Below are 19,607 nucleotides of genomic sequence, written 5' to 3'. Positions count from 1 at the left end.
TTTTGGGGGGTTTGTTTTTGTTTAATGGTTGGGGGTGGGGTTGGGGTTTGGGTGGGCGCGGCGCGTAATAACGGGCTCCCGCCCGCCGCGCATCGCCGGGCCGTCCGGACGGCACGGCGATTTGGCAGTCGGAGTGCTACGTCGCGGATGTCGGATGTCCTTGGCGACCATAAAGCGTCAAGCCACCTCCGTTGGATCGCCGTACCACGGCCCGTCGATGCGCGGCTTCTCGGCGTCGGGATTTTGGCCTGCGGATGCAGCGGGGTGGTTGTCGGGGTCGCGGTGGCTGGCTTAGGGTCGATCGCAAGGTGAGAGCAGGGAGAAGGACGGGCGATGACACCTCAGGAGGCAAGCCGCCAGACGCGGGACTTGTGCGGGCTGGCGCCGGTGGTCCCGGTGCTTGTGATCGAGGAGGCCGCAAAGGCGAGGTCGCTGGCCGAGGCGCTGGTGGCGGGCGGGCTGCCGGTGCTGGAGGTGACGTTGCGTACGCCGGCGGCGCTGGAGGCGATCCGGGCGATGGCGGATGTGCCGGGCGGGCATGTGGGGGCCGGGACTTTGATCACAGCCGAGGATGTGCGGTCGGCGAAGGCGGCGGGGGCCACGTTCGGGGTGTCGCCGGGGGCGACGGATGCGCTGTTGGAGGCGTGCGAGGCGGAGGGCTTGCCGCTGTTGGCCGGTGCCGCGACGGCGAGCGAGGCGATGCGGCTTCTGGCAAGGGGGTATGACATGCTGAAGTTCTTCCCGGCCGAGGCGTCGGGCGGGGCGGCGGCGCTGAAGGCGCTGGGCGGGCCGCTGCCTCAGGTCTCGTTTTGCCCCACGGGGGGTGTGAGCCCGGCGAATGCGGGGGAGTACCTGAAGCTTTCGACGGTGCCCTGTGTCGGAGGGAGCTGGATTGCGCCCGCCGACCTGCTGGCGGCGGACGACTGGGGCGCGATCGAGGCGAAGGCGCGGGAGGCCGCCGGCCTGTCGGGGTGACCGGTCGGCGGGCCGCGGTCAGGCGGGGTTGAGGTCGGCGTCGACCGTGATGGGCTGGGTCTTGCCGTCCTTCGATTCGCCGAAATAGATCGTCTGGTGGGGGAACGGGATCTCGATGTTGCGGGCATCGAAGACCCGCTTGAGCACGGCGTTGTAGGCGCGTCCGATGCCCCATTGCCGCCCCGGCACGCATTTGATGCGGGCGCGGAGCATTACGGCACTGTCGCCGAAGCTGTTGAGGCCGAACCATTCGAGATCGTCGAGGATGCCGTCGGCCTGGTCGGGGTCGCCCTTGAGCTCGGCGAAAGCGTCCATCATGGCCTGTTTCACCTCGTCCACGTTCTCGCGGTAGGCGACGCCCATGTCGCAGACGAAATAGCCGTAATCCTTGACGTAGTTCGACACCATGTCGACGGAGGAGAACGGGATGATGTGGTAGACGCCGTGCAGGTCGCGCAGGCTGACCGAGCGGATGGTGAGGCGTTCGACGATGCCGGTGGTGCCGCCCACGGTGACCACGTCGCCCACGTTCATCGCGTTCTCGAACTGGATGAAGATGCCGGTGATGATGTCCTGCACCATCTTCTGGGCGCCGAAACCGATGGCGAGGCCGAGCACCCCGGCGGAGGCCAAGAGCGGCGCGATGTCGAGGCCGATTTCCGCCAGCACGAACATCAGCGTGATGATGATGAGGGCGATGGTGGCGGCGTTCCTCAGGAGGGTCAGGAGGGTCTGTTCGCGGGCGGTGGCGACCTTGCCGAATTCGGGGTTGAGGCGGTAGTCGACCCAGGAGGTGAGCGCGAGCCAGATGCCGAAGGCCACCAGCAGCACCGCCGCGACCGAGAGGATCGTGCCGGTCAGGCGCAGGCCGAACTGGCTGACCATCCAGGCGCGCAGGTCGATGAGGCCGATGGCATTGATGGCCAGCAGCACGACGGCGACGAAGATCAGGGCGCGCAGGACCGTCAGGACCTTGGGCACGAAGGCGTTGAGCCGGCCCTGCAGGAGCGGGACCCGTTCGGAGATGTTGGCCGGCAGGCTGACGCCGCGGGCGATGGAGCGGCTGAGGAAGCCGGCGACGGCGAAGCCCACGAGGCCCACCACGAGCACCTGGCCCGAGGCGATGAAGGTCTGGAAGACCGCGTTGCCGGGGCTCAGCAGGACGATCACGAACATCGCCAGCAGGTAGGCCAGTGCCGGCCAGTGCCAGTGCCGCGCGAGGTAGTGCAGGGCGCCGCGCCGGCGTCTGCGGCGGCGGGGCGGCGTGGCGGCCGGGTCCATCACCGGGGCCGGGTCGGCGGTGGCGGTGACCATGGGGGCGCCGATCTCGTCGAGGGCTTCCTGCTGCGGGGGTTCCGGATCGGGGTGGTGCGGCGTGGTGTCGGGCTCGTCGGTGCCGAGCATCCAGTCGGTCACCGGCTTGCGGTTGCGCAGCACGAGCCAGATGGCGAAGGCCAGCACCGCGAAGGCGATGAGTGCCGAGACGGCACGGCCCGCCGCGAAGGAGACGTTGCCGTTGATGAGCGGCACGACGAGAAGCTGGCCATAGCCCACGACGCCGACGATCAGATTGATGCAGGTCGAGAGGTAGGAGGCCGCCCGGTCGCCGATGGGCAGCGGCCGCAGCGAGGTGGCGGAGGGCGACAGGACGAGGCGCACGGCGACCTTGGCCATCTCGACCAGAAGGAAGGCGTTGAGGTACAGGGTCTGGCGGATGCCGATCTGGCCGAAGTCGCCGAGGGCGAGGATGGCCAGCGCGTAGCCTGCCGCCCATGCGAGGATGACGATCAGGATGTCGATCACCCCGGACATGACGAAGAGCACGATGGTGCGGGCGATGCCGCCGTCGCGGGCCGAGGCGCTCATCCTTGCATAGGCGGACTTGCCGAACCAGCGCAGGACGATGAACGACAGGACGGTGCCGGCGATGACGAGGGCGAGATCGGCCAGCGCGTCGAGCAGGACGCCCGCCTCGCCGCCGCTGAGGCCGGAGAAGACGGCCGGGGCGCGGGTGAGCTGGCGCCAGAAGGTGGTGGCGAAGCTGGCGATGTCTTCCGCCGCTTCCTGTGTGACGAGGGCGACGCGGCGGCCGAAGGAGAGGTCTTCGGGCGGGGGATTGCCGTTGGCGAGGTTGTCGACGATCTCGTCGGGGGTGGTTTCCTCCTCCGGCAGGCCCGCGGCCCTGAGCCGGTCGATCAGCTCGGCGCGGGTGGCGTCATTCTCGATGACGTCGATGAGGAGATCGACGCTGGAGGGGGTGTCTTCGGGGGTGGTGCCCTCGGGCGGGGTTTCCTGAGCCGCGACGGGCGCCAGGGTCATGAATACCAGAACGAGAAAACTCGCAACCAAACGCAGCATGTTTCACTGTCTCCGCATGTCTTTGTTGCCTTGGGGCGCGGCACACGCCCGTCAAGGCCGGTCCCCCTGGAACCTGCCCCGACCTTGCCGTTTACCTATCGGGAAGTGGGGCAAGGTCAAGGAAGGGGCCGGGCGGCGGCGGGGACCGGCAGGGTTATGCCGGTGGATTGTCCCGGTTTGGCAATGGGTTAGCGGTCGGTCTCGACCACCTGGAGGCCGTAGCCGCGGAGCGCCACGAGGGGGTGGACGGAGTTGTTGAGCAGGATCATCTCGCGGATGCCGAGGGCGCGGAGGATCTGGGCGCCGGTGCCGTAGTCGCGGATCGTGCTGCCCGAGGGCTGCGGGCTGGCCTTGCGCGACAGGAGGACATCGGAGGGGCTGCTGCGGTGGGTTTCGCGCATCAGCACGATGACGCCGCGGCCGGCCTTGCCGATCTCCTCCATCGCGCCGAAGACGGCCGAGCCGTGGGAGTAGAAGCGGTCGCCGACGATATCGTCGAAGAGGTTCACGGCATGGACGCGGACGAGGGCGGGTTTGCCGTCGGCCACGTCGCCCTTGACCAGCGCCACGTGTTCCACCCCGTCGATCAGGTTGCGGAAGACGATGGCGGTGAAGGTGCCGCCGTGGCGGCTTTCGATGGTTTCCTCGCAGACCTTCTCGACCAGTTGCTCGCGGTTGCGGCGGTAGGTGATGAGGTCGGCGATGGTGGCGACCTTGAGGTTCTCGCGGGCGGCGAAGTCGAGGAGCTGGGGTAGGCGGGCCATGGTGCCGTCGGGGTTCATGATCTCGCAGATGACGCCGGCGTCTCCGGCCCCGGCGAGGCGGCTGATGTCGACCGCGGCCTCGGTATGGCCGGAGCGGACCAGAACGCCGCCGTCGCGGGCGACCAGCGGGAAGACATGGCCGGGCGAGACGATATCGGAGGGCCGGGCGCCCTCGGCCACGGCGGCGGCGATGGTGCGGGCGCGGTCGGCGGCGGAGATGCCAGTGGTGACGCCTTCGCGCGCCTCGATCGAGACGGTGAAGGCGGTGCCCATGCGGCTTTCGTTGCCGCGGGCCATGAGGGGGAGGGCCAGCTGTTCGGTCTTTTCGCGGGAGAGGGCGAGGCAGATCAGGCCGCGGCCGTGGAGGGCCATGTAGTTGACCGCCGCCGCGTCGGCATGGCGGGCGGGGATGAAAAGATCGCCCTCGTTCTCGCGGTCCTCGTCGTCAACGAGGATGGACATGCGGCCCGCCATTGCGTCGGCGATGATGTCCTCGATCGGGCTGAGGCCGGGGATGGTGGTGTCGGGCATGTCACGGGCTCCCTTGGGCGATATTGCGGGTTGGACCCTATATTGTGTCATATTGTTGCGAAACAAAACCGAAAAATTGTAGCGGTGCCAATTTCGGGGTCAGTCGGCCCGGGGGATGCGGCGGCAGATCAGGCTGACGCCGAGGCCGATGACGCCGACGCAGGCGAAGAGCACGCTGTAGCCCGTGACGGAGGCGGTGGCGCCGGGTTCGGGGAAGGCGCCGAGGAGGACGGCGGAGGCGGATTGGGTGAGGAAGACGCCGCCGAGGGAGAGCACGCCGATGGTCGAGATCACCCGGCCGGAATAGCTGGCGGGGAAGAGGCTTTGGGCGTGGGCCATGATCAGCATGAAGAAGGTCGACAGCCCGCAGGCGAAGGCGCAGAGCGCGGTGGCGAGCATCCAGTGGACATGGCCGAAGAGGGCGAGGAGCAGGAAGTCGAGGCCCATGAGCATCGCGCCGATGACGATGAGGGTGCGGCGCGAGCGCAGGCGGCGGTCGAGCGTGCCGTAGATCAGGGGCCCGAGGCTGAGGAAGATGATGAGCACGACGAGGCAGTAGCTGCGCTCGAGCGGGTTCAGCCCGTGCACGTCGGCGAGGTAGGGCAGGGCCCAGAGGCCGGCGAGGATCTGGACGGGGGTATAGAGCATGGGTGCGGCGAGGAGCAGCGGCCAGACCTTGCGGGTGGCGAAGACGGAGGCGACGCCGCGGAGGCTGTCTTTCAGGCTTTCGGGCTTGCGCAGCGGCAGGATCTGGGTGCCCGGGGGCGCGTCGCGCACGACGAGGTAGAAGAGCAGGGCGACGGTGGCCGTGCCGGCGGCGAAGAAGACGAAGACCATGCGCCAGCCGTATTCTTCCAGCATGAGGGTGAGCGGGGTGGTGGCGAGCAGCCCGCCCAGCATGCCGAAGAACAGGTAGCGCCCGGTGATGGCGGTGGTGGCGTCCTCAGAGACCCAGGCGGCGAAGAGCTTGAACCCGCCCATGACGGCGGCGGAGAAGCCGAAGCCGATCAGCGCGCGGCCCAGCATCAGCACGCCCCAGTTGCCGGAGGCGGCGACGATGGCGCAGCCGGTGGCCGCGACCACGCCCATGGCGGTGAGCGCGCGGCGGGCGCCGTAGCGGTCGAGCAGGATGCCGGAGGGGATCTGGCCGAGGCCCTGGGCGAGGAACATGATGCCGATGACCACGCCGATCTGGTGCGAGCGCAGGGTGAATTCCGTGGCGAAGACGGAGGAGAGAACGCTGCCCGAGGTGCGGTGGAACTGGCCGAGGGCGAAGAGCAGGGAGGCGAGGATGAAGGCGGCGAGGAAGCGGGCCGACCGGGCGGGGATCTTGGTGGTCGGGGAGGGGTTGCACGCCATGGGGGCTCACTTCCGGGGGCAGAGCCGCCAATCGGGGGTTGGTGCCGTGCCAAATTGTACGGGTTCAATTTGCGGTAGTGTTCCGTATTGAGCCGGAAAGCGCAAGGGCATAAGCGGGCAATCCGGCGAAAACCGATACAAGATGCGGGTTGTGTGCCTGTCTGTGAAGCGGGCCCGAACGTGTGGTGGATGGCGAAGGCCGGGCGTGCGCGACGCTTGGTGGTTCGGAAAATTTCGTTAAAACAAGGGTTTGAGATGCTTCCAATGGCCACTGCGCCACGGCAGGTCGGAGTCGGTACTCGGCGGCGGGGTGTCGCCGGTTCGTGCGCATCATCCTGCGTTTGGACCTGGGGCAGGGGTACAAAGTATCGCAAAGAGGGGTTGCAATGTGATCAGATTAAAATCATTATGACAGGTACAAGCAGTTGCAACGGCATGGGAGGACATGGTGGCCGAGGCAAGAACGGGGAGAACGGCCGTGGTGACCGGAGGCGGTCGCGGAATCGGCCTGGCGATTGGCCGGCGGTTCGCGCGGAACGGTGACAGCGTGGTTCTGATCGACCTCGATCCCGGTGTGACGGAGGCCGGCAAGGCGATGGCGGAGGAGACCGGCGTCGCGGTGAAGGGCGTCACATGCGACGTGACCGATGGCAGCGCGGTAAAGGAGGCCTTCGCGGCGATTGCCGATGAGTTCGGCTCGGTCGATGTGCTGATCAACAATGCCGGCGTGCTGCGCGACAACCTGATCCACAAGATGTCGGAGGATGACTGGGACACGGTCATGGGGGTGCACCTGAAGGGCGCCTACCTGTGTGCCAAGGCGGCGCAGACCTACATGGTGCCGAAGCGCTACGGGAAGATCGTGAACCTGTCCTCGACCTCGTCGCTGGGAAACCGGGGGCAGCTGAACTACTCGACCGCCAAGGCGGGGCTGCAGGGGTTCACAAGGACGCTGGCGCTGGATCTCGGCAAGTTCAGCATCAACGTCAATTGCATCGCGCCGGGGTTCATCGATACCGAGATGACCCGGTCGACCGCCGAGCGGCAGGGGATCGACCCCGAGGATTACAAGAAGATGAAGGCCGAGAAGATCGCCATCGGGCGCGTGGGCGTGCCCGAGGACGTGGCCAACGTGGCAAATTTCCTGGCGAGCGACGAGGCGTCGTTCGTCAACGGACAGATCATTTACGTGAGCGGAGGGCCGGAAACCCGGCGGTGAGATCATGAATACATTCAGCCCCGTGAAGGGAGAGACCAAGATGCTGGACCCGGTGGAGGCCCTGGAAACCGAGAAGATGCGCGAGCTCGAGCGCATGGCGATCGAGAATTTCCGCCCGAGGGGGCGGGAGTATGACGCGCAGAGCGTGATGCCGATGGAGAATATCCGCGAGCTGCACGAGGCCGGGTGGCTTCGAGCGACGCTGCCGCATGAATGGGACGGCATGAACAGCAACGTGGACAGCGACGAGGACCCGGGGACCTTCCTGCAGGGCCTGCGGATGATCGCGCGGGGCTGTCCGGGGACGGCGCATTGCTACCAGGTGACGAACCATTGCGGCTGGGCGGTGCATGATCTTGGCACGGAAGAGCAGCACGAGCTGTTCCTGAAGCCGATGCTGAGCGAGCCGTATCTGGGCACGTTCGTGGGCTCGGAAGCCAAGCGCAAGCACATGTACATGATGAACACCTCGGCCAAGCGGGTCGATGGCGGCTATATCCTGCGGGGCGAGAAGAACTATGCCACCAACGGCAGCGCGCTGGGTTTCGCGATCATCTTCGCGGCGATCGAGGGGGTGGAGAATTTCCTCGACAACCACCAGATGCTGATCGTCACGCCGGACATGGAGGGGGTGTCGATCGACACGAGCTGGTATCGGCCGAACGGGATGCGCTGTGCCGACAGCCCGGTGATCACGCTGAACGACGTGTTCGTGCCGGACAGCCACGTGCTGGGCGCGCCGGGGGATTACCCGCGCAAGCGCTGGCAGGGCAAGTTCCACCTTGGCTTCACCGCCAACTATCTTGGCGCGACCGAGGGGATGTATGGCTGGTTCCTCGATTATATCGTGAACAAAGGGAAGGGCGAGGCCGAGCTGATCCAGATGCGGACCGGCGAGATGAAGATCAAGCTGGATGCCGCGGCGTCGATCTTTCATGACGCGATAAGGGCGTATCGGACGAAGCCGATCGTCGAGGCGGAGCTTCTGGCGATGGCGGCGAAGTCGATTGCCGCGGACGTGGCGTTCGAGTTGTCGCACAAGATCATTCACGCGGCCGGGTCGACGGCGCTGTTCGACGAGTTCCCGCTGAGCCGGTACCTGCGCGACCTCGAGACCCACGTGCTGCACGCGGGCCACGACAAGACGGCGCAGATCATCGGGCAGTCGGAGTTGAAGCAGACGTTCGACTCGACCCTGCAGCGCTGAGGGCGGGGCCGTGAGCCAGGAGTTCGCGCCGGATATCGGGGAGCGGTCGAGTTACACGACCGAGCCGGTCACCACGAAGCAGATCGTGATGTATGCCGGCGCCTCGGGCGACTTCAACCCGATCCATTATGACCAGGCTTACGCGGAATCCGCGGGGCTGGGCGGGGTGATCGCGCATGGGATGCTGACCATGGGCATGGCCGGGCGGTGCGTGACCGACTGGGCCGGGCCCGGGCGGTTCGTCGAGGATGTCCGGGGGCGGTTCCTGCATCCGGTGAAGCCGGGCGACCGGGTGACCTTCGCGCTGGAGGTGACCGGGGTCGGCGAGGCCGTGGAGATGGACCTGACCGGCCATGTCGGCGAGACGCAGGTGTTCAAGGGCACGGCGCGTGTCTCTGGCGGTGGCCGGGGGTGATGTGAGACGGCCGGTTCCGACCGGCGGCGCGCGGTTCGGTGACGGGCCGCGCGATTTTCATGATCGATAGGAAAGGCGGAGCGGCATGAAGAAGGTATTGATCGCCAACCGGGGGGAAATTGCCTGTCGGGTCATCGCGGCCTGCCGGTCGCTGGGGCTGAGCACGGTGGCGGTGTATTCCGAGGCGGATGCCGGGGCGTTGCATGTGGAGCTGGCCGACGAGGCGGTGGCGGTGGGCCCGGCGCCGGCGCGGAAAAGTTACCTCGACCGCGCGGCGGTGCTGGAGGCGGCAAGGCGGACCGGGGCGGATGCGGTGCATCCGGGATACGGATTCCTGTCGGAGAGTGCCGAATTCGCGCGGATGGTGGAGGCGGCCGGGCTGATCTGGCTGGGGCCGGATGCCGACACGATTGCCATCATGGGCGACAAGGGGGCGGCAAGGCAGGCGGCGATCGAGGCCGGTGTGCCGGTGTTGCCGGGGACCGCGCCGTTCGGGCCTGGGGACGGGGCCGATGTCGATGCGCTGGGCGAAGAGATCGGGTTTCCGCTTTTGGTGAAGGCCACGGCGGGGGGCGGCGGCATCGGGATGCGCCGGGTGGAGGCACCGGAGGCGCTGGCCGATGCGGTGGCCAATGTGCAGGCCCATGCCGAGCGGACCTTCGGCGACGGGGCGGTCTACCTCGAGCGGTTCATCCGGCGGGCGCGGCATATCGAGATACAGGTGTTCGGCGATGGGGCAGGCCATGTGGCCGTGTTCCCCGAGCGGGACTGCACGTTGCAGCGGCGCTACCAGAAGATCCTGGAGGAGTCGCCGGCGCCGGACCTGTCCGAGGAGGTGCGGGCCGCGATGAAGGCGGCCGCACGGCGGCTGGCGCAGGCGCGGCGGTATCGCAGCGCGGGGACGGTGGAATTCGTCTATGACGCGGAGAAGGGGGACTGGTTCTTCCTGGAGATGAACACGCGCATCCAGGTCGAGCACCGGGTGACGGAGATGGTCACGGGGACCGATCTTGTGGGGATGCAGTTGCGGCTGGCGCTGGGCGGGCTGGACGATTTGGCGGAGGAATACGGGGTGCTTGGCGGGCGCTGGGCGATCGAGGCGCGGCTGTGTGCCGAGGACCCGGAGAAGAATTTCCTGCCGCGTCCGGGCAAGCTGGAGCGGCTGGACCTGCCGCGGGCGGACGAGACGCTGGTGGTGGATTGCGGGCTGCGGGCAGGCGATGCGGTGTCGCCGCATTACGACTCGATGATCGGCAAGCTGGTGGCCTGTGGCCCGAGCCGGGAGGCGGCGATGCAGCGGCTGGAGGAGGCGCTGGCGGCGGTCAGGATCGAGGGGGTTGTGACCAATGCCGGGTTCGTTCGGCGGCTTCTGGCGCTGCCGGATTTCGCGGCGGCGGAGGTGGATACCCAGTATGTCGATACGAGGTTGCCCGAGTTGCTGGCCGGGGAGGCGGCGCCCGCCTGAGCTGCCGCGCTCTTCCTGCCCCGAAACCAAAAAAGAGCCGGCATCGCGCCGGCTCTTTCAGTTTATGCGGTCGGGAGAAGAATGACCGCAATCAGTATTCGGCCTCGGTCTCGATCTTCGAGAAGATCTCTTCCTCGAGCAGGCGCTGGTAGGTCTCGCGGTCGGAGCCGTGCTCTTCCAGCAGCTTGGTCCACTTTTCACGCAGGCGGCTGATCTCGTCGGCGATCTCCTGCGGGTGGGCGATGCCCTTTTCCTCGCCCTTGGCGACGGCCTGGTCCTGGTAATTCTCGGCGAAGTTGGCGACGAACTCGGCGAACTCGGGTTCGGCGTTGTAGAACTTGGTGCCGGAGGCGGTGTATTCCTCGATCACGTCTTCATCTTCCTTGAGGTAGTTGAAGATCGCCCCGGTCACCAGCTCGGCGAGGTTGCCGGTGATGGCCTTGCGCTGATCGGGGGTGAGCGCGTTCCACTTGTCGATGCGCATGTTCATGGTCGAGGCACCGAAGAAGCCGCCGAGGGGATCGAGGATCACGTATTTGGCGGCCTCGCCGTAGGAGCGGGCCTTTTGCGCGGCGACCGAGTGCAGGGCGCAGTCGAGGATACCGCGGTCGAGCGCCTCGTAGGCTTCATCCGGGCTGACATTGACCGGGGTGGCGCCGAGGGCGGTGGCAAGCTCGGCATAGGCGGCGATGCCGCGGACGCGCTTGCCCTTGAAGTCCTCGAGCGTCTTCAGCTCTTCCCGGCAGTGGTAGACGTAAGGTGTGAGCGCGTAGGTCGCCAGCGGCCGGGTGTTGAAGTCGCGGTATTCCTGTTCGCAGTCGGGGCAGTTGAAGAGCACCAGCTCGTTCAGGACGCCGGTCATGACGAGCGGCTTGTCGTTGAGCAGGCTGAATTCGCCCAGGTAGGTGTCGACCGGCATTTCGGAGGGCACGTAGGCGCCCACGAAATAGCCCGCGTCGGCCAGCCCGTCGCGCACCCCGCCGGGGATGTCGCGGCCCGAGAGCAGCGAGCCGCCCACGTGCATCTCGTATTCGATGGTGCCGTTGGAATCCTCCTTCACGTTCTCGGCGAACTCGTTCAGCACCGGGTTGGTGATATGCAGCGGGTTGAGATAGCTGGCATAGACGATCTTGGTCGTCTCCTGGGCCATGGCCGCCGTGGCGGTCAGGGCCGCGGTGGCGGCAATCGCTAGTGTTCCAAGTTTCATTGTTGGTCCTCCTCTGTTGGTCGTCGGTTGGCGGCTCCTCCACCGCCTTTGGGGTAATGCCGTTGCCCGGGCGCGGGTCATCGCATGAGGCCCGGGATGAAGAGCGAGATTTGCGGGAACAGGATCAGCAGGGCGAGCGTGACCAGGTCGGCCAGCAGGAACCACAGGACCCCGCGGAAGATCGTGGTGAGCGAGATGGCGTTGCCCACGACCCCCTTGATGATGAAACAGTTCAGCCCGACGGGCGGGGTGATCAGCCCGATCTCGAGATACTTGATCATGATGACGCCGAACCAGATCAGGTCCATGTCGAGGGCGTGCAGGATCGGCACCATGATCGGGATGGTGAGCAGCATGATGCCCATCGAGTCGAGGAACATGCCGAGCAGGATGTAGATGACCGAGATGCCCAGCATGAAGAGCAGCGGGTCGACGGCCATCTGTTCGACGATGTCGGACAGGAAGGTGGGCAGGCCGCTGAAGGCCATGAAGCGGGCCAGAAGGAAGCCGCCCATGGCGATGAAGAGGATGGTGGCCGTGCCCTTGAGCGCGTCGAGCAGCGAGTTGATCATGACCGCGAGGGTCAGCCGGCGCTGGGCGGCGGCGATGACGAAGGCCATGAGCGCGCCGCCGGCGGCGGATTCGGTGGCGGTGAAGACGCCGGAATACATGCCGCCGATGACCGCGAGCACGAGAAGGGGCAGGGGCCAGACCTCGAGCAGGATGGCGAAGCGGGCGCGCCATGTGACGGTTTCCTCGACCGCCGGGGCGAGCGAGGGTTTCAGGCCGCAGCGCAGGACGATGAGCGCCATGAACATGAAGGCCGACAGGATGCCGGGCAGGATGCCGGCGAGCAGGGCCTGGCCGACCGAGACCTCGGCGAAGATGGCGTAGAGCACCATCAGGATGCTGGGCGGGATGAGGGAGCCCAGTGTGCCGGCGACCGCGACGGAGCCCGCGGCGAGGCCGGGGTCGTACTTGAAGCGCATCATCTCGGGGATGGCGATGCGGCCCATGGCGGCGGCGGTGGCCACGCTGGAACCGGAGGCCGCGGCGAAGCCCGCGCTGGCCATGGTCGAGGCCACGGCCAGCCCGCCGGGCAGGCGGCTGAGCCAGAGGCGGGCGGCGGCGAAGAGGCTTTGGGTGAGGCCGCTGTTATAGGCGACGGCGCCCATCAGCAGGAACATCGGTACCGCCGAGAGCGACCAGTGGGCGATGAAGTTGTAGGGTTGTTCGGTGAGCACGGCGAAGGCCGCGCTGGGCCCGCGGATGGCGGCGACACCGGCCACGGAAACGCCGGCCAGCGCCAGCGCGATGGGCACGCGCAGGGCCAGCAGGACGAGCAGGGCGGCGAGCCCGAGGGCGCCTATGGCGATGGAAGACATCAGTGGGCCGTCCCGTGTTCTGGCGTGTCGGAGTCAGGGTCGCCGCGGCCGAAGGCACGTGCTAATTCCTCGATCGCGGTGAAGGCGTAGACGAGGCTCATCAGCCCGGTGCCGGCAACGACCAGCCAGCGGGCGGGCCAGGTGTAGACGAGGATCACGCCGAGGACGAATTCGCCGAGCGCGGTCATCTTCATGGCCTTTTCGAAGGCGGCCATGGTGAAGTAGCCCATGGCGACGGCGGCGAGCGTGTAGACGATGGCGTCGATCAGGGCGTTGGTGCGGTCGCTGAGGCCGCTGGTGAAGAGCTCGATGATGACGTGGCCGCGATGGAGCTGGATATAGGCCAGCGGCAGGAACACGACCGAGACCATGTAATAGAAGGAGACGATCTCGAGCGTGCCGGGCACGGACGAGTTGAACATCGTGCGCAGGGCGGCGTCGGCGCAGATCTGAACCATCATCAGGATCATCGCGATGCCGCCGAGGCAGATCTGCACCTGGCACAGCAGGGTTATGACGCGGCGGATCGCCGACATTGTATCCTCCCTTGCGGGCCGGGTCCGTGGGTTTGGGACTCGGTCTCCGCTGACTCAACTTAGGAAATTGATTAATATTAATGCAAGCAAATTATCTGCTTTATATTGGTTCAATTGCGGAATTGTATCTGTAATTGCATCGACACATTTAGGAATTGAATTTCCCGTTCTCATTTTCCCGCAAGCCGGTCGGCGACGTTGGCCTCGGTCGCCTGGCGGCGGGCCTCGGCGGTGGGTTCCGTCGCCGCGGTTCGGATGAGCTGGCGGATGCGGGCCAGCCGATCGGGCGGGAGGGAGGCGAGGTGGCGGGCCAGGGCCGCGGCCGTCTCCTCGGGCGTGTCGGACAGCTGGGTGACGATGCCGAGGTCGAAGGCTTCGGCGGCGTCGAAGGGTATTTCGGTGCAGAGCACGTGGAGCGCGCGACGTTCGCCGATCACGTTCACAAGCGGCGGCACGACGAGGGCGGGGAGCACGCCCTTGCTGAGTTCGGGGAAGCCGAAGTGCGCCGCGGGGCCAGCGATGGCCAAAGTGGCCGAGCAGACGATGCCGCAACCTGCGCCGAGGGCGGGGCCGTTGACGGCACAGATGCTGGGGATGGAGAGATCGGCGAGGGTGGCGAAGAGGCCGCCGAGGCGGTCGGCATGGGCGCGGAACTGGGCCTCGGTGGTCATGGCGCCGACGGATTTGAGATCGGCGCCGGCGCAGAAGGCGGGGCCTTCGCCGGAGAGGGTGACGACGCGGGCCTCGACCTCGGCCGTCTTCAGGGCGTCGGTGAGGGCGTCGATCAGCTCGGCGTTCAGCGCGTTGCGCTTGTCGGGCCAGTTCAGGGTAAGACGGGCGACGCCGTCGGTGATGTCGAGTTTCACGAGGCTCATGAAGGCACCTTTTCGCGGGTGAGGGCGTGGCGGGCCGCTGTCCAGCCGCCGACGAGGCATTCGGTGAGGTTGCCGCCGCTCATGTAGACATGGCCGAATATGCTGCCCAGCTCGCCCGCGGCGTAGAGGCCGGGGATGGGGGCGCCGAAGGGGTCGACGACCTGCTGGTGCACGTTTCGGCGGGGGCCCCCTTGGGTGTTGATGACGATGGGCTGCACCTCGCCCGCGTAGAAGGGCGGGGTTGCGATGGGGCGCATGGTGTCGGGCTGGCGGTTGAATTGCGTGTCGGTGCCGGAGTCGCAGGCGGCGTTCCAGGTCTCGATGGTGGTGCGGAGGGTGTCGGGCGGGGTGCCGGTGAGGTGGGCCAGTTCTTCCAGCGTGTCGGCCTTCCTGAAGATACCCATCTCGACTTCCGCCAGGTTGTCGGCGCTCCAATCGTGGCGGGGGTGGGGGTCGTTATGGACGACGCGGCCCATCGGGTACATCTGGCGGCCGGCCTCGTCGAAGATCATGAAGGCGGGTTTGCGGGGGAAGGTCTGGGTGCCGAAGTCGAAGACGTCGAAGGGGCGGGCGCCGGAATCGCCCGGGTAGGGCGGGTATTCATCCATGAACCGCTGTCCGGTCGAGTCGACCACGATCCAGGCGAGCGGGGCCAGCGAGCGGGTGCTGGCGCGGGTTTGCGGCGGGTCGCTGCCTTCGAGGCCGAGATCGGCCAGCATGTCGAGGCGGCCGGGCGTCCACATCGGGACGGCCTTGAGGAAGAGGCCGAACGGGTAGTCGGGGTCGGGGTGCCTGAGGCCGTAGGGGCCGTGGTAATGCCACATGTGCCAGAGATCGGCGCCGACGGCCTGGGCCATGCGGATGCCGTCGCCGGTGTTGCCGAGAAAGGCGCCGGGGATGAGCGGGCCGCCCTGGAAGTATTGCGCCTGCATTTCTGGGGCGTGCTCGAACCCGCCGCAGGTGAGGATGACGCCGTGGCGGGCGCGGATGCGGTGTTCGGTGCCGTCGATGGTGGCGGTGAGGCCGGTGACGGCGCCGGTTTCATCGGTGACGAGGCGGTGGGCGGGGGCATTCATCTCGATGCGGACGCCGGCGGATTGGGCGGCGTGTTCGAGGACGCGGAAAAGGCGGGTGCCGTTCTTGACGGGGGACATGGCGTGGTAGCCCGGGGCGCCGTCGATCTCGGGGAGGGCGGTGATCTCGACATAGGCCAGCGCGTCGTAGCCGGGATAGGGGTAGTTGCCGAGGGCGTCGGTGACGCGCATCTCGGCGCCGCCGCGGTCGGCGAGGGTTTGCAGGTAGGCGGGGGCCTCGGCCATGCCGGTGGCGAAGGCCTGCAGGATGTCGTCAGGCGTGTTGCCGCCGCAGGTGGCGCGGAGGTAGTCGAGGGCCTTCTCGGGCTGATGGCTCACGCGGATGCCGCCGGCCGAGGCGATGGAGAGGCCGCCGGGGAAGGGCATTTTCTCAAGCAGGAGCGTGTCGGCGCCGTTGGCCGTGGCCTCGTAGGCGGCGGTGGCGCCGGCGGCGCCGAAGCCCACGACGACGATGTCGGCCTCTTGGGTCCAGCCGCTCATGGGTCGATCCGCGAGACGAAGCCGGTGCGGCGGGTGGCTTGGGCGCTTTCCAGCGCCTCGATGATGGTGGCGCGGGTTTCGTCGGGGCGGATGATGTCGTCGATCAGGCCAAGCTCGGCGGCGATGTAGGCGGAGGCCTCTTCCTCGGCCTGGGCCATCAGTTCGCGGCGCTTGTCGTCGGGGGATTCGGCCTCGCGGATCTGCTGGCCGTAGGTGAGCTCGACCCCGGCGGCGGGGCCCATCACGTCGAACTGCGCAGTGGGCCAGGCGACGAGGCGGTCGGGGCCCATCGTCTTGCCGCCAAGGGCGAGGTAGGCCAGCCCGATGGCCTTGCGGATCACCACGGTGATCTTGGGCACCTCGCTGGCGGCGACGCTGTTGAGGATGCGCGCGGCGAGCGAGACCATGCGCTTTTCCTCGATTTCCGGGCCGACGATGAAGCCGGGGCAATCGGTGAGGAAGACGAGGGGGATGTGGAAGGCGTTGCAGGTGTCGACGAACTTGCGCAGCTTGACGGCGGCCTTGTCGTCCATGGCGCCGGCCCAGTGCATCGGGTTGTTGGCGACGAGGCCGACGGTGTGGCCGTCGAACCGGGCGAAATGGGTGAGCAGCCCCTTGCCGTAGGCCGGGCGGAAGGGGAAGGTGCGGCCGCCGTCGACGATGAGCTCGACGAGGCGGTGCATGTCATAGGCGCGGCGGTGGTTGTCTGGGACGAGGGCGTTGAGCTCCTCGGCGCCGTCTTCGCTGTCGCAGAGGGCGGGTTCGGGCGTGCGCCGGGGCGGAAGGCTGTCGCAGTTCGCCGGGAAATAGGAGAGGAATTCGCGGATCGAGAGCAGCACGTCGCGGTCATCCTCGCCGACGTAATCGGCCTGGCCTGTGGTTTCCGAGGACATCTGCCAGCCGCCGAGCTCGTCCGGGGTGACGGTCTTGCGGATGCCGACGCGGACGACGGCGGGGCCGGACATGCCCATGAAGCCGCTGTTGCGGGTCATCGGGACGAAATCGGATTGTGCGGCGGTGAAGGAGGGGCCGCCGAAGCAGGCGCCCATGATGGCGGCGACCTGCGGCACGCGGCCCGAGAGCTGCATGTGCTCGCGGAAGCGGTTGCCGATGGCGGCCGCGGCGGCGCCGTTGTTTTCCTGGAAGCGCCCGGCGCCCGCTTCCATCAGGGCGATGTAGGGGGCGGCGTGCTTGAGGGCAAGTTCGCGGAGGCGGGAGATCTTGGCCTCGGCGGTGCGGCCGCGGGTGCCGCCGACGACGGAGGCGTCTTCGGAGCAGACATAGACCAGCTTGCCGTCGATCGTGCCCTTGCCGGCGATCAGCCCGTCGGCGGGGGTGCGGTCATGCAGGTCGGGATGGGGGCTGCGCCCGAGCAGGCCGAGTTCGGAAAAGGAGCCCGGGTCGAGCAGGATGTCGAGGCGGGTGCGGGCGTCGAGCTTGTTCTGCCTGGCCAGGCGATCGAGCCGTTCGGGGCCGCCCATCCGACGTGAGGCGGCGCGGCGCGCTTCGAGCTCTTCCAGTGTCTTCTTGTCCATTCCGTCGCTGTCCGTCTTCATTTTTGTTTGGGATTGACTATAACAATTGACCAGCATTGTGCCAATAACTATGGTTGCATTTAGTCTAAAGAAGGAAGTTCTCCATGGCGCGTACCGAGATCACTGCAACTGTCACCGGGTCTGTATGGGAGGTGCCGGTGTCTGTCGGCGACAGCGTTCTCGAGGGGGACGAGCTGGTGGTGGCGGAGGCCATGAAGATGGAGATTGCCATCGCGGCGACGGTGGCGGGCACGGTGGTCGAGCTGCGGGTGGCCAAGGATGACGAGATCGAGGAGGGCGCGGTGATCGCGGTCATCGAGAGCTGAAGGCGCGGCACGGCGCGTCTCAGGCAACGGCCGTCATCCCCTTGTAGGCGCCGTCGAAATAGAGCAGCGGCGCATCCGCCTCGGGCAGAGAGGCCACGACGACGCGGCCGATAAAGATCGAGTGCGTGCCCGAGGCAATGACCTGATCGACTTCGCAATCGAAGCTGACAAGCGAGCCGTCGATGGCCGGGGCGCCGGTGGCGAGGCGGGACCAGTCGCAGAGGTCGAGGCGTTTGGTGCTGTCGACGCTGAGGAAATCGCGGGCGAGATCCTGTTGCTTTTCACTGAGGACATTGACGCAGAAGCGGCCGCTCTTACTGATGGGCTCGCAGGCCGAGGCGGTGTTGTTGACGCAGACCAGCAGCGTGGGCGGCTCGGCGCTGACCGAGCAGACCGCGGTGGCAAGCATGCCGTAGCGGGTGCCGTCCGATTCGGTGGTGATCACGTTGACGGCGGCCGCGAGCCGGCGCATGCCCATGCGGAAATCCTCCGGTCCGGCGGCGGTAAAGGACGTTGGGCTCATGTTCATGCGTTCCTCCGGGTCGTTCCTACCTTGGGTGCCGGGTGTCCGGCGCGGCGGCTTGATTATCACGATACATTATGCACATATTGTTCTTGCTATCAAGATGACAATACGTGATGATTGTGCACATGATTGAATGCAAGGCAGGTCGCCGGCCCGGGCCGGCATGTCCTGTGGAGGGAGGCGCAAAGCATGGATTTTGACCTGAACGAGCGGCAGGCCGAGCTGGTGCGCGCGGCAGAGGAAGTGGCCGAGCGCAAGCTTGTACCGATGCTGAAGGATGCCGACACGCCCGCGGGGGTCAATGCGCTGCGCCGGACGATGGCGGAGCAGGGGCTGCTTGGGCTGAACCTGCCCGAGGCGCTGGGCGGCATGGGTGTGCCGCTGCTCGATACGCTGCTGGTGACGCGGGCGTTGCAGAAGGCGGCGCCGCTGTTGGGCGGGATCGCGCATCGCAGCTCGACCGGCGCCGTTGGTGCGGTGGCAGAGTACGGGACCCAGGCGCAGAAGGAGGCCTTTGTCATTCCGTCCTGCAGGGGAGAGATCGGGATTTCCATCGGGATCACCGAGCCCGATGCCGGGTCGGCCGCGACGGCGATGAAGACGCGCGCGACCATCGAGGGGGACGAGGTGATCCTGAACGGGTCGAAGCAGTTCGTGAGCTTCGTCAACAACAACCATTACACGCTGGTCTATTGCCGGTTCGGCACGACGGGACGGCCGGGCGATATCGGCGCCGTGATCGTGCCGCATGACGCGCCGGGGTTCAACCATTCCGAAGGCACGCTCAACATGGCCGACGAACTGCTGTTCGAGCTTTATTTCGACGACTGCCGGGTGCCGAAGGAGAACATTCTTGTCGATGGCGGGGCCTTCGGCAAGCTGATCAGCGTCTACAATGCCGAGCGGCTGGGCTCGATCGCGCGGATGATCGGCTCGGCCGAGGCGGCCTACGAGATGGCGCTGGCCTATGCCAAGGAGCGCAAGCAGTTCAATCGCGAGCTGGCCGATTTCCAGGGGATCCAGTGGATGCTGGCCGACATGCGGGTGAAGCTGGACGCGGCGGCGCTTTTGACATGGCGGGCGGCGGCGACGGCGGTGAAGACGGGGCTGCCCTCTCCCACGGAGACGTCGATTGCCAAGGTGTTCACCGCGAAGGCCGCCAAGGAGGTCTGCGACGACGCGATCCAGATCATGGGGGCCAATGGCTATACCAAAGAATACCCGCTGGTGCATCGCTATGCCGAGGTGCGGGGCGGCTCGATCTATGGCGGGACGATGCAGATCCACAAGAACATGATCGCGGGCGCCATCCTTGGCCAGTCCTCGAGCCAGTGGAAGCGCAGCTAGGAA

At 66.9% G+C, this 19,607-nt stretch carries 17 protein-coding genes; 7 read left to right on the top strand and 10 right to left on the bottom strand.

Annotation, left to right across the window (positions count from 1 at the left end):
• Positions 1-333: 333 nt before the first annotated feature.
• Positions 334-975 carry a bifunctional 4-hydroxy-2-oxoglutarate aldolase/2-dehydro-3-deoxy-phosphogluconate aldolase gene (gene eda, locus RLN94_RS16340; protein WP_350123760.1) on the top strand — a complete coding sequence of 214 codons (642 nt, stop codon included), beginning with the start codon at positions 334-336 and terminating at the stop codon, positions 973-975.
• A gap of 18 nt (positions 976-993) precedes the next feature.
• Here eda and RLN94_RS16335 read toward each other — a convergent pair whose 3' ends face one another.
• The 3 genes from RLN94_RS16335 to RLN94_RS16325 form a co-directional block, all read right to left on the bottom strand.
• Entirely contained in the window at positions 994-3,333 is a 2,340-nt protein-coding gene (locus RLN94_RS16335) for a mechanosensitive ion channel domain-containing protein (RefSeq protein WP_350123763.1), read from the bottom strand.
• A gap of 188 nt (positions 3,334-3,521) precedes the next feature.
• Positions 3,522-4,628, bottom strand: a complete 1,107-nt coding sequence (gene ribB / locus RLN94_RS16330; RefSeq protein WP_350123766.1) for a 3,4-dihydroxy-2-butanone-4-phosphate synthase — start codon at positions 4,626-4,628, stop codon at positions 3,522-3,524.
• A 99-nt stretch (positions 4,629-4,727) separates the two neighbouring features.
• Entirely contained in the window at positions 4,728-5,987 is a 1,260-nt protein-coding gene (locus RLN94_RS16325; RefSeq protein ID WP_350123769.1) for an MFS transporter, read from the bottom strand.
• 445 nt (positions 5,988-6,432) lie between these two features.
• On the opposite strand from RLN94_RS16325, the gene RLN94_RS16320 reads away from it, so the two are divergent.
• The 4 genes from RLN94_RS16320 (at position 6,433) to RLN94_RS16305 (ending at position 10,293) form a co-directional block, all read left to right on the top strand.
• Entirely contained in the window at positions 6,433-7,206 is a 774-nt protein-coding gene (locus RLN94_RS16320; RefSeq protein ID WP_350123772.1) for an SDR family NAD(P)-dependent oxidoreductase, read from the top strand.
• A 4-nt stretch (positions 7,207-7,210) separates the two neighbouring features.
• The gene (locus RLN94_RS16315) at positions 7,211-8,413 is read left to right on the top strand and encodes an acyl-CoA dehydrogenase family protein (RefSeq protein WP_350123775.1); all 1,203 of its coding nucleotides are present in this window, start codon (positions 7,211-7,213) and stop codon (positions 8,411-8,413) included.
• A 10-nt stretch (positions 8,414-8,423) separates the two neighbouring features.
• Positions 8,424-8,828 carry a MaoC/PaaZ C-terminal domain-containing protein gene (locus tag RLN94_RS16310; protein ID WP_350123778.1) on the top strand — a complete coding sequence of 135 codons (405 nt, stop codon included), beginning with the start codon at positions 8,424-8,426 and terminating at the stop codon, positions 8,826-8,828.
• A gap of 85 nt (positions 8,829-8,913) precedes the next feature.
• On the top strand, positions 8,914-10,293 hold the full coding sequence (locus tag RLN94_RS16305) for an acetyl-CoA carboxylase biotin carboxylase subunit (protein WP_350123782.1): 1,380 nt from the start codon (positions 8,914-8,916) through the stop codon (positions 10,291-10,293).
• A gap of 91 nt (positions 10,294-10,384) precedes the next feature.
• Here the strand turns inward: RLN94_RS16305 and RLN94_RS16300 are convergent, their stop codons facing one another.
• The 6 genes from RLN94_RS16300 to RLN94_RS16275 form a co-directional block, all read right to left on the bottom strand.
• The gene (locus RLN94_RS16300; protein ID WP_350123785.1) at positions 10,385-11,500 is read right to left on the bottom strand and encodes a C4-dicarboxylate TRAP transporter substrate-binding protein; all 1,116 of its coding nucleotides are present in this window, start codon (positions 11,498-11,500) and stop codon (positions 10,385-10,387) included.
• A 77-nt stretch (positions 11,501-11,577) separates the two neighbouring features.
• Positions 11,578-12,885 (bottom strand): TRAP transporter large permease, encoded by a 1,308-nt coding sequence (locus tag RLN94_RS16295; RefSeq protein ID WP_350123788.1) that lies wholly within the window; start codon positions 12,883-12,885, stop codon positions 11,578-11,580.
• Positions 12,885-13,421 carry a TRAP transporter small permease subunit gene (locus RLN94_RS16290; protein WP_350123791.1) on the bottom strand — a complete coding sequence of 179 codons (537 nt, stop codon included), beginning with the start codon at positions 13,419-13,421 and terminating at the stop codon, positions 12,885-12,887. Before RLN94_RS16290 ends, RLN94_RS16295 begins: the two co-directional genes overlap by 1 nt.
• Before the next feature lie 170 nt (positions 13,422-13,591).
• Positions 13,592-14,296 carry an enoyl-CoA hydratase/isomerase family protein gene (locus tag RLN94_RS16285; RefSeq protein WP_350123794.1) on the bottom strand — a complete coding sequence of 235 codons (705 nt, stop codon included), beginning with the start codon at positions 14,294-14,296 and terminating at the stop codon, positions 13,592-13,594.
• Positions 14,293-15,870, bottom strand: coding sequence for an FAD-dependent oxidoreductase (locus RLN94_RS16280; protein ID WP_350123797.1), 1,578 nt, complete (start codon positions 15,868-15,870; stop codon positions 14,293-14,295). Before RLN94_RS16280 ends, RLN94_RS16285 begins: the two co-directional genes overlap by 4 nt.
• The gene (locus RLN94_RS16275) at positions 15,867-17,405 is read right to left on the bottom strand and encodes an acyl-CoA carboxylase subunit beta (RefSeq protein ID WP_350123799.1); all 1,539 of its coding nucleotides are present in this window, start codon (positions 17,403-17,405) and stop codon (positions 15,867-15,869) included. Before RLN94_RS16275 ends, RLN94_RS16280 begins: the two co-directional genes overlap by 4 nt.
• A 104-nt stretch (positions 17,406-17,509) precedes the next feature.
• Between RLN94_RS16275 and RLN94_RS16270 the strand changes: the two genes are divergently transcribed.
• A complete protein-coding gene (locus tag RLN94_RS16270; RefSeq protein ID WP_350123802.1) occupies positions 17,510-17,731 on the top strand; it encodes a biotin/lipoyl-containing protein in 222 nt (73 codons plus the stop codon).
• 19 nt (positions 17,732-17,750) lie between these two features.
• Here the strand turns inward: RLN94_RS16270 and RLN94_RS16265 are convergent, their stop codons facing one another.
• Positions 17,751-18,260, bottom strand: coding sequence for a flavin reductase family protein (locus RLN94_RS16265; RefSeq protein WP_350123805.1), 510 nt, complete (start codon positions 18,258-18,260; stop codon positions 17,751-17,753).
• Between the two features lie 186 nt (positions 18,261-18,446).
• Between RLN94_RS16265 and RLN94_RS16260 the strand changes: the two genes are divergently transcribed.
• Complete coding sequence (locus tag RLN94_RS16260) at positions 18,447-19,604, top strand: acyl-CoA dehydrogenase family protein (protein ID WP_350123808.1); 1,158 nt, start codon at positions 18,447-18,449, stop codon at positions 19,602-19,604.
• The last annotated feature ends 3 nt before the right edge of the window (positions 19,605-19,607 follow it).

This window comes from Roseovarius sp. (genome assembly GCF_040223625.1).
Taxonomy (GTDB): Bacteria; Pseudomonadota; Alphaproteobacteria; order Rhodobacterales; family Rhodobacteraceae; genus Roseovarius.
This window is presented reverse-complemented; position numbering and strand designations above follow the sequence as displayed.

Bases quoted from the DNA above. Each gene is read 5' to 3' on its own strand.
- RLN94_RS16265 (WP_350123805.1), bottom strand. From the start codon at position 18,260: ATGAACATGAGCCCAACGTCCTTTACCGCCGCCGGACCGGAGGATTTC.
- RLN94_RS16260 (WP_350123808.1), top strand. From the start codon at position 18,447: ATGGATTTTGACCTGAACGAGCGGCAGGCCGAGCTGGTGCGCGCGGCA.
- RLN94_RS16320 (WP_350123772.1), top strand. From the start codon at position 6,433: ATGGTGGCCGAGGCAAGAACGGGGAGAACGGCCGTGGTGACCGGAGGC.
- ribB (WP_350123766.1), bottom strand. From the start codon at position 4,628: ATGCCCGACACCACCATCCCCGGCCTCAGCCCGATCGAGGACATCATC.
- RLN94_RS16315 (WP_350123775.1), top strand. From the start codon at position 7,211: ATGAATACATTCAGCCCCGTGAAGGGAGAGACCAAGATGCTGGACCCG.
- RLN94_RS16285 (WP_350123794.1), bottom strand. From the start codon at position 14,296: ATGAGCCTCGTGAAACTCGACATCACCGACGGCGTCGCCCGTCTTACC.
- eda (WP_350123760.1), top strand. From the start codon at position 334: ATGACACCTCAGGAGGCAAGCCGCCAGACGCGGGACTTGTGCGGGCTG.
- RLN94_RS16280 (WP_350123797.1), bottom strand. From the start codon at position 15,870: ATGAGCGGCTGGACCCAAGAGGCCGACATCGTCGTCGTGGGCTTCGGC.
- RLN94_RS16295 (WP_350123788.1), bottom strand. From the start codon at position 12,885: ATGTCTTCCATCGCCATAGGCGCCCTCGGGCTCGCCGCCCTGCTCGTC.
- RLN94_RS16300 (WP_350123785.1), bottom strand. From the start codon at position 11,500: ATGAAACTTGGAACACTAGCGATTGCCGCCACCGCGGCCCTGACCGCC.
- RLN94_RS16275 (WP_350123799.1), bottom strand. From the start codon at position 17,405: ATGGACAAGAAGACACTGGAAGAGCTCGAAGCGCGCCGCGCCGCCTCA.
- RLN94_RS16325 (WP_350123769.1), bottom strand. From the start codon at position 5,987: ATGGCGTGCAACCCCTCCCCGACCACCAAGATCCCCGCCCGGTCGGCC.
- RLN94_RS16335 (WP_350123763.1), bottom strand. From the start codon at position 3,333: ATGCTGCGTTTGGTTGCGAGTTTTCTCGTTCTGGTATTCATGACCCTG.
- RLN94_RS16305 (WP_350123782.1), top strand. From the start codon at position 8,914: ATGAAGAAGGTATTGATCGCCAACCGGGGGGAAATTGCCTGTCGGGTC.
- RLN94_RS16290 (WP_350123791.1), bottom strand. From the start codon at position 13,421: ATGTCGGCGATCCGCCGCGTCATAACCCTGCTGTGCCAGGTGCAGATC.
- RLN94_RS16270 (WP_350123802.1), top strand. From the start codon at position 17,510: ATGGCGCGTACCGAGATCACTGCAACTGTCACCGGGTCTGTATGGGAG.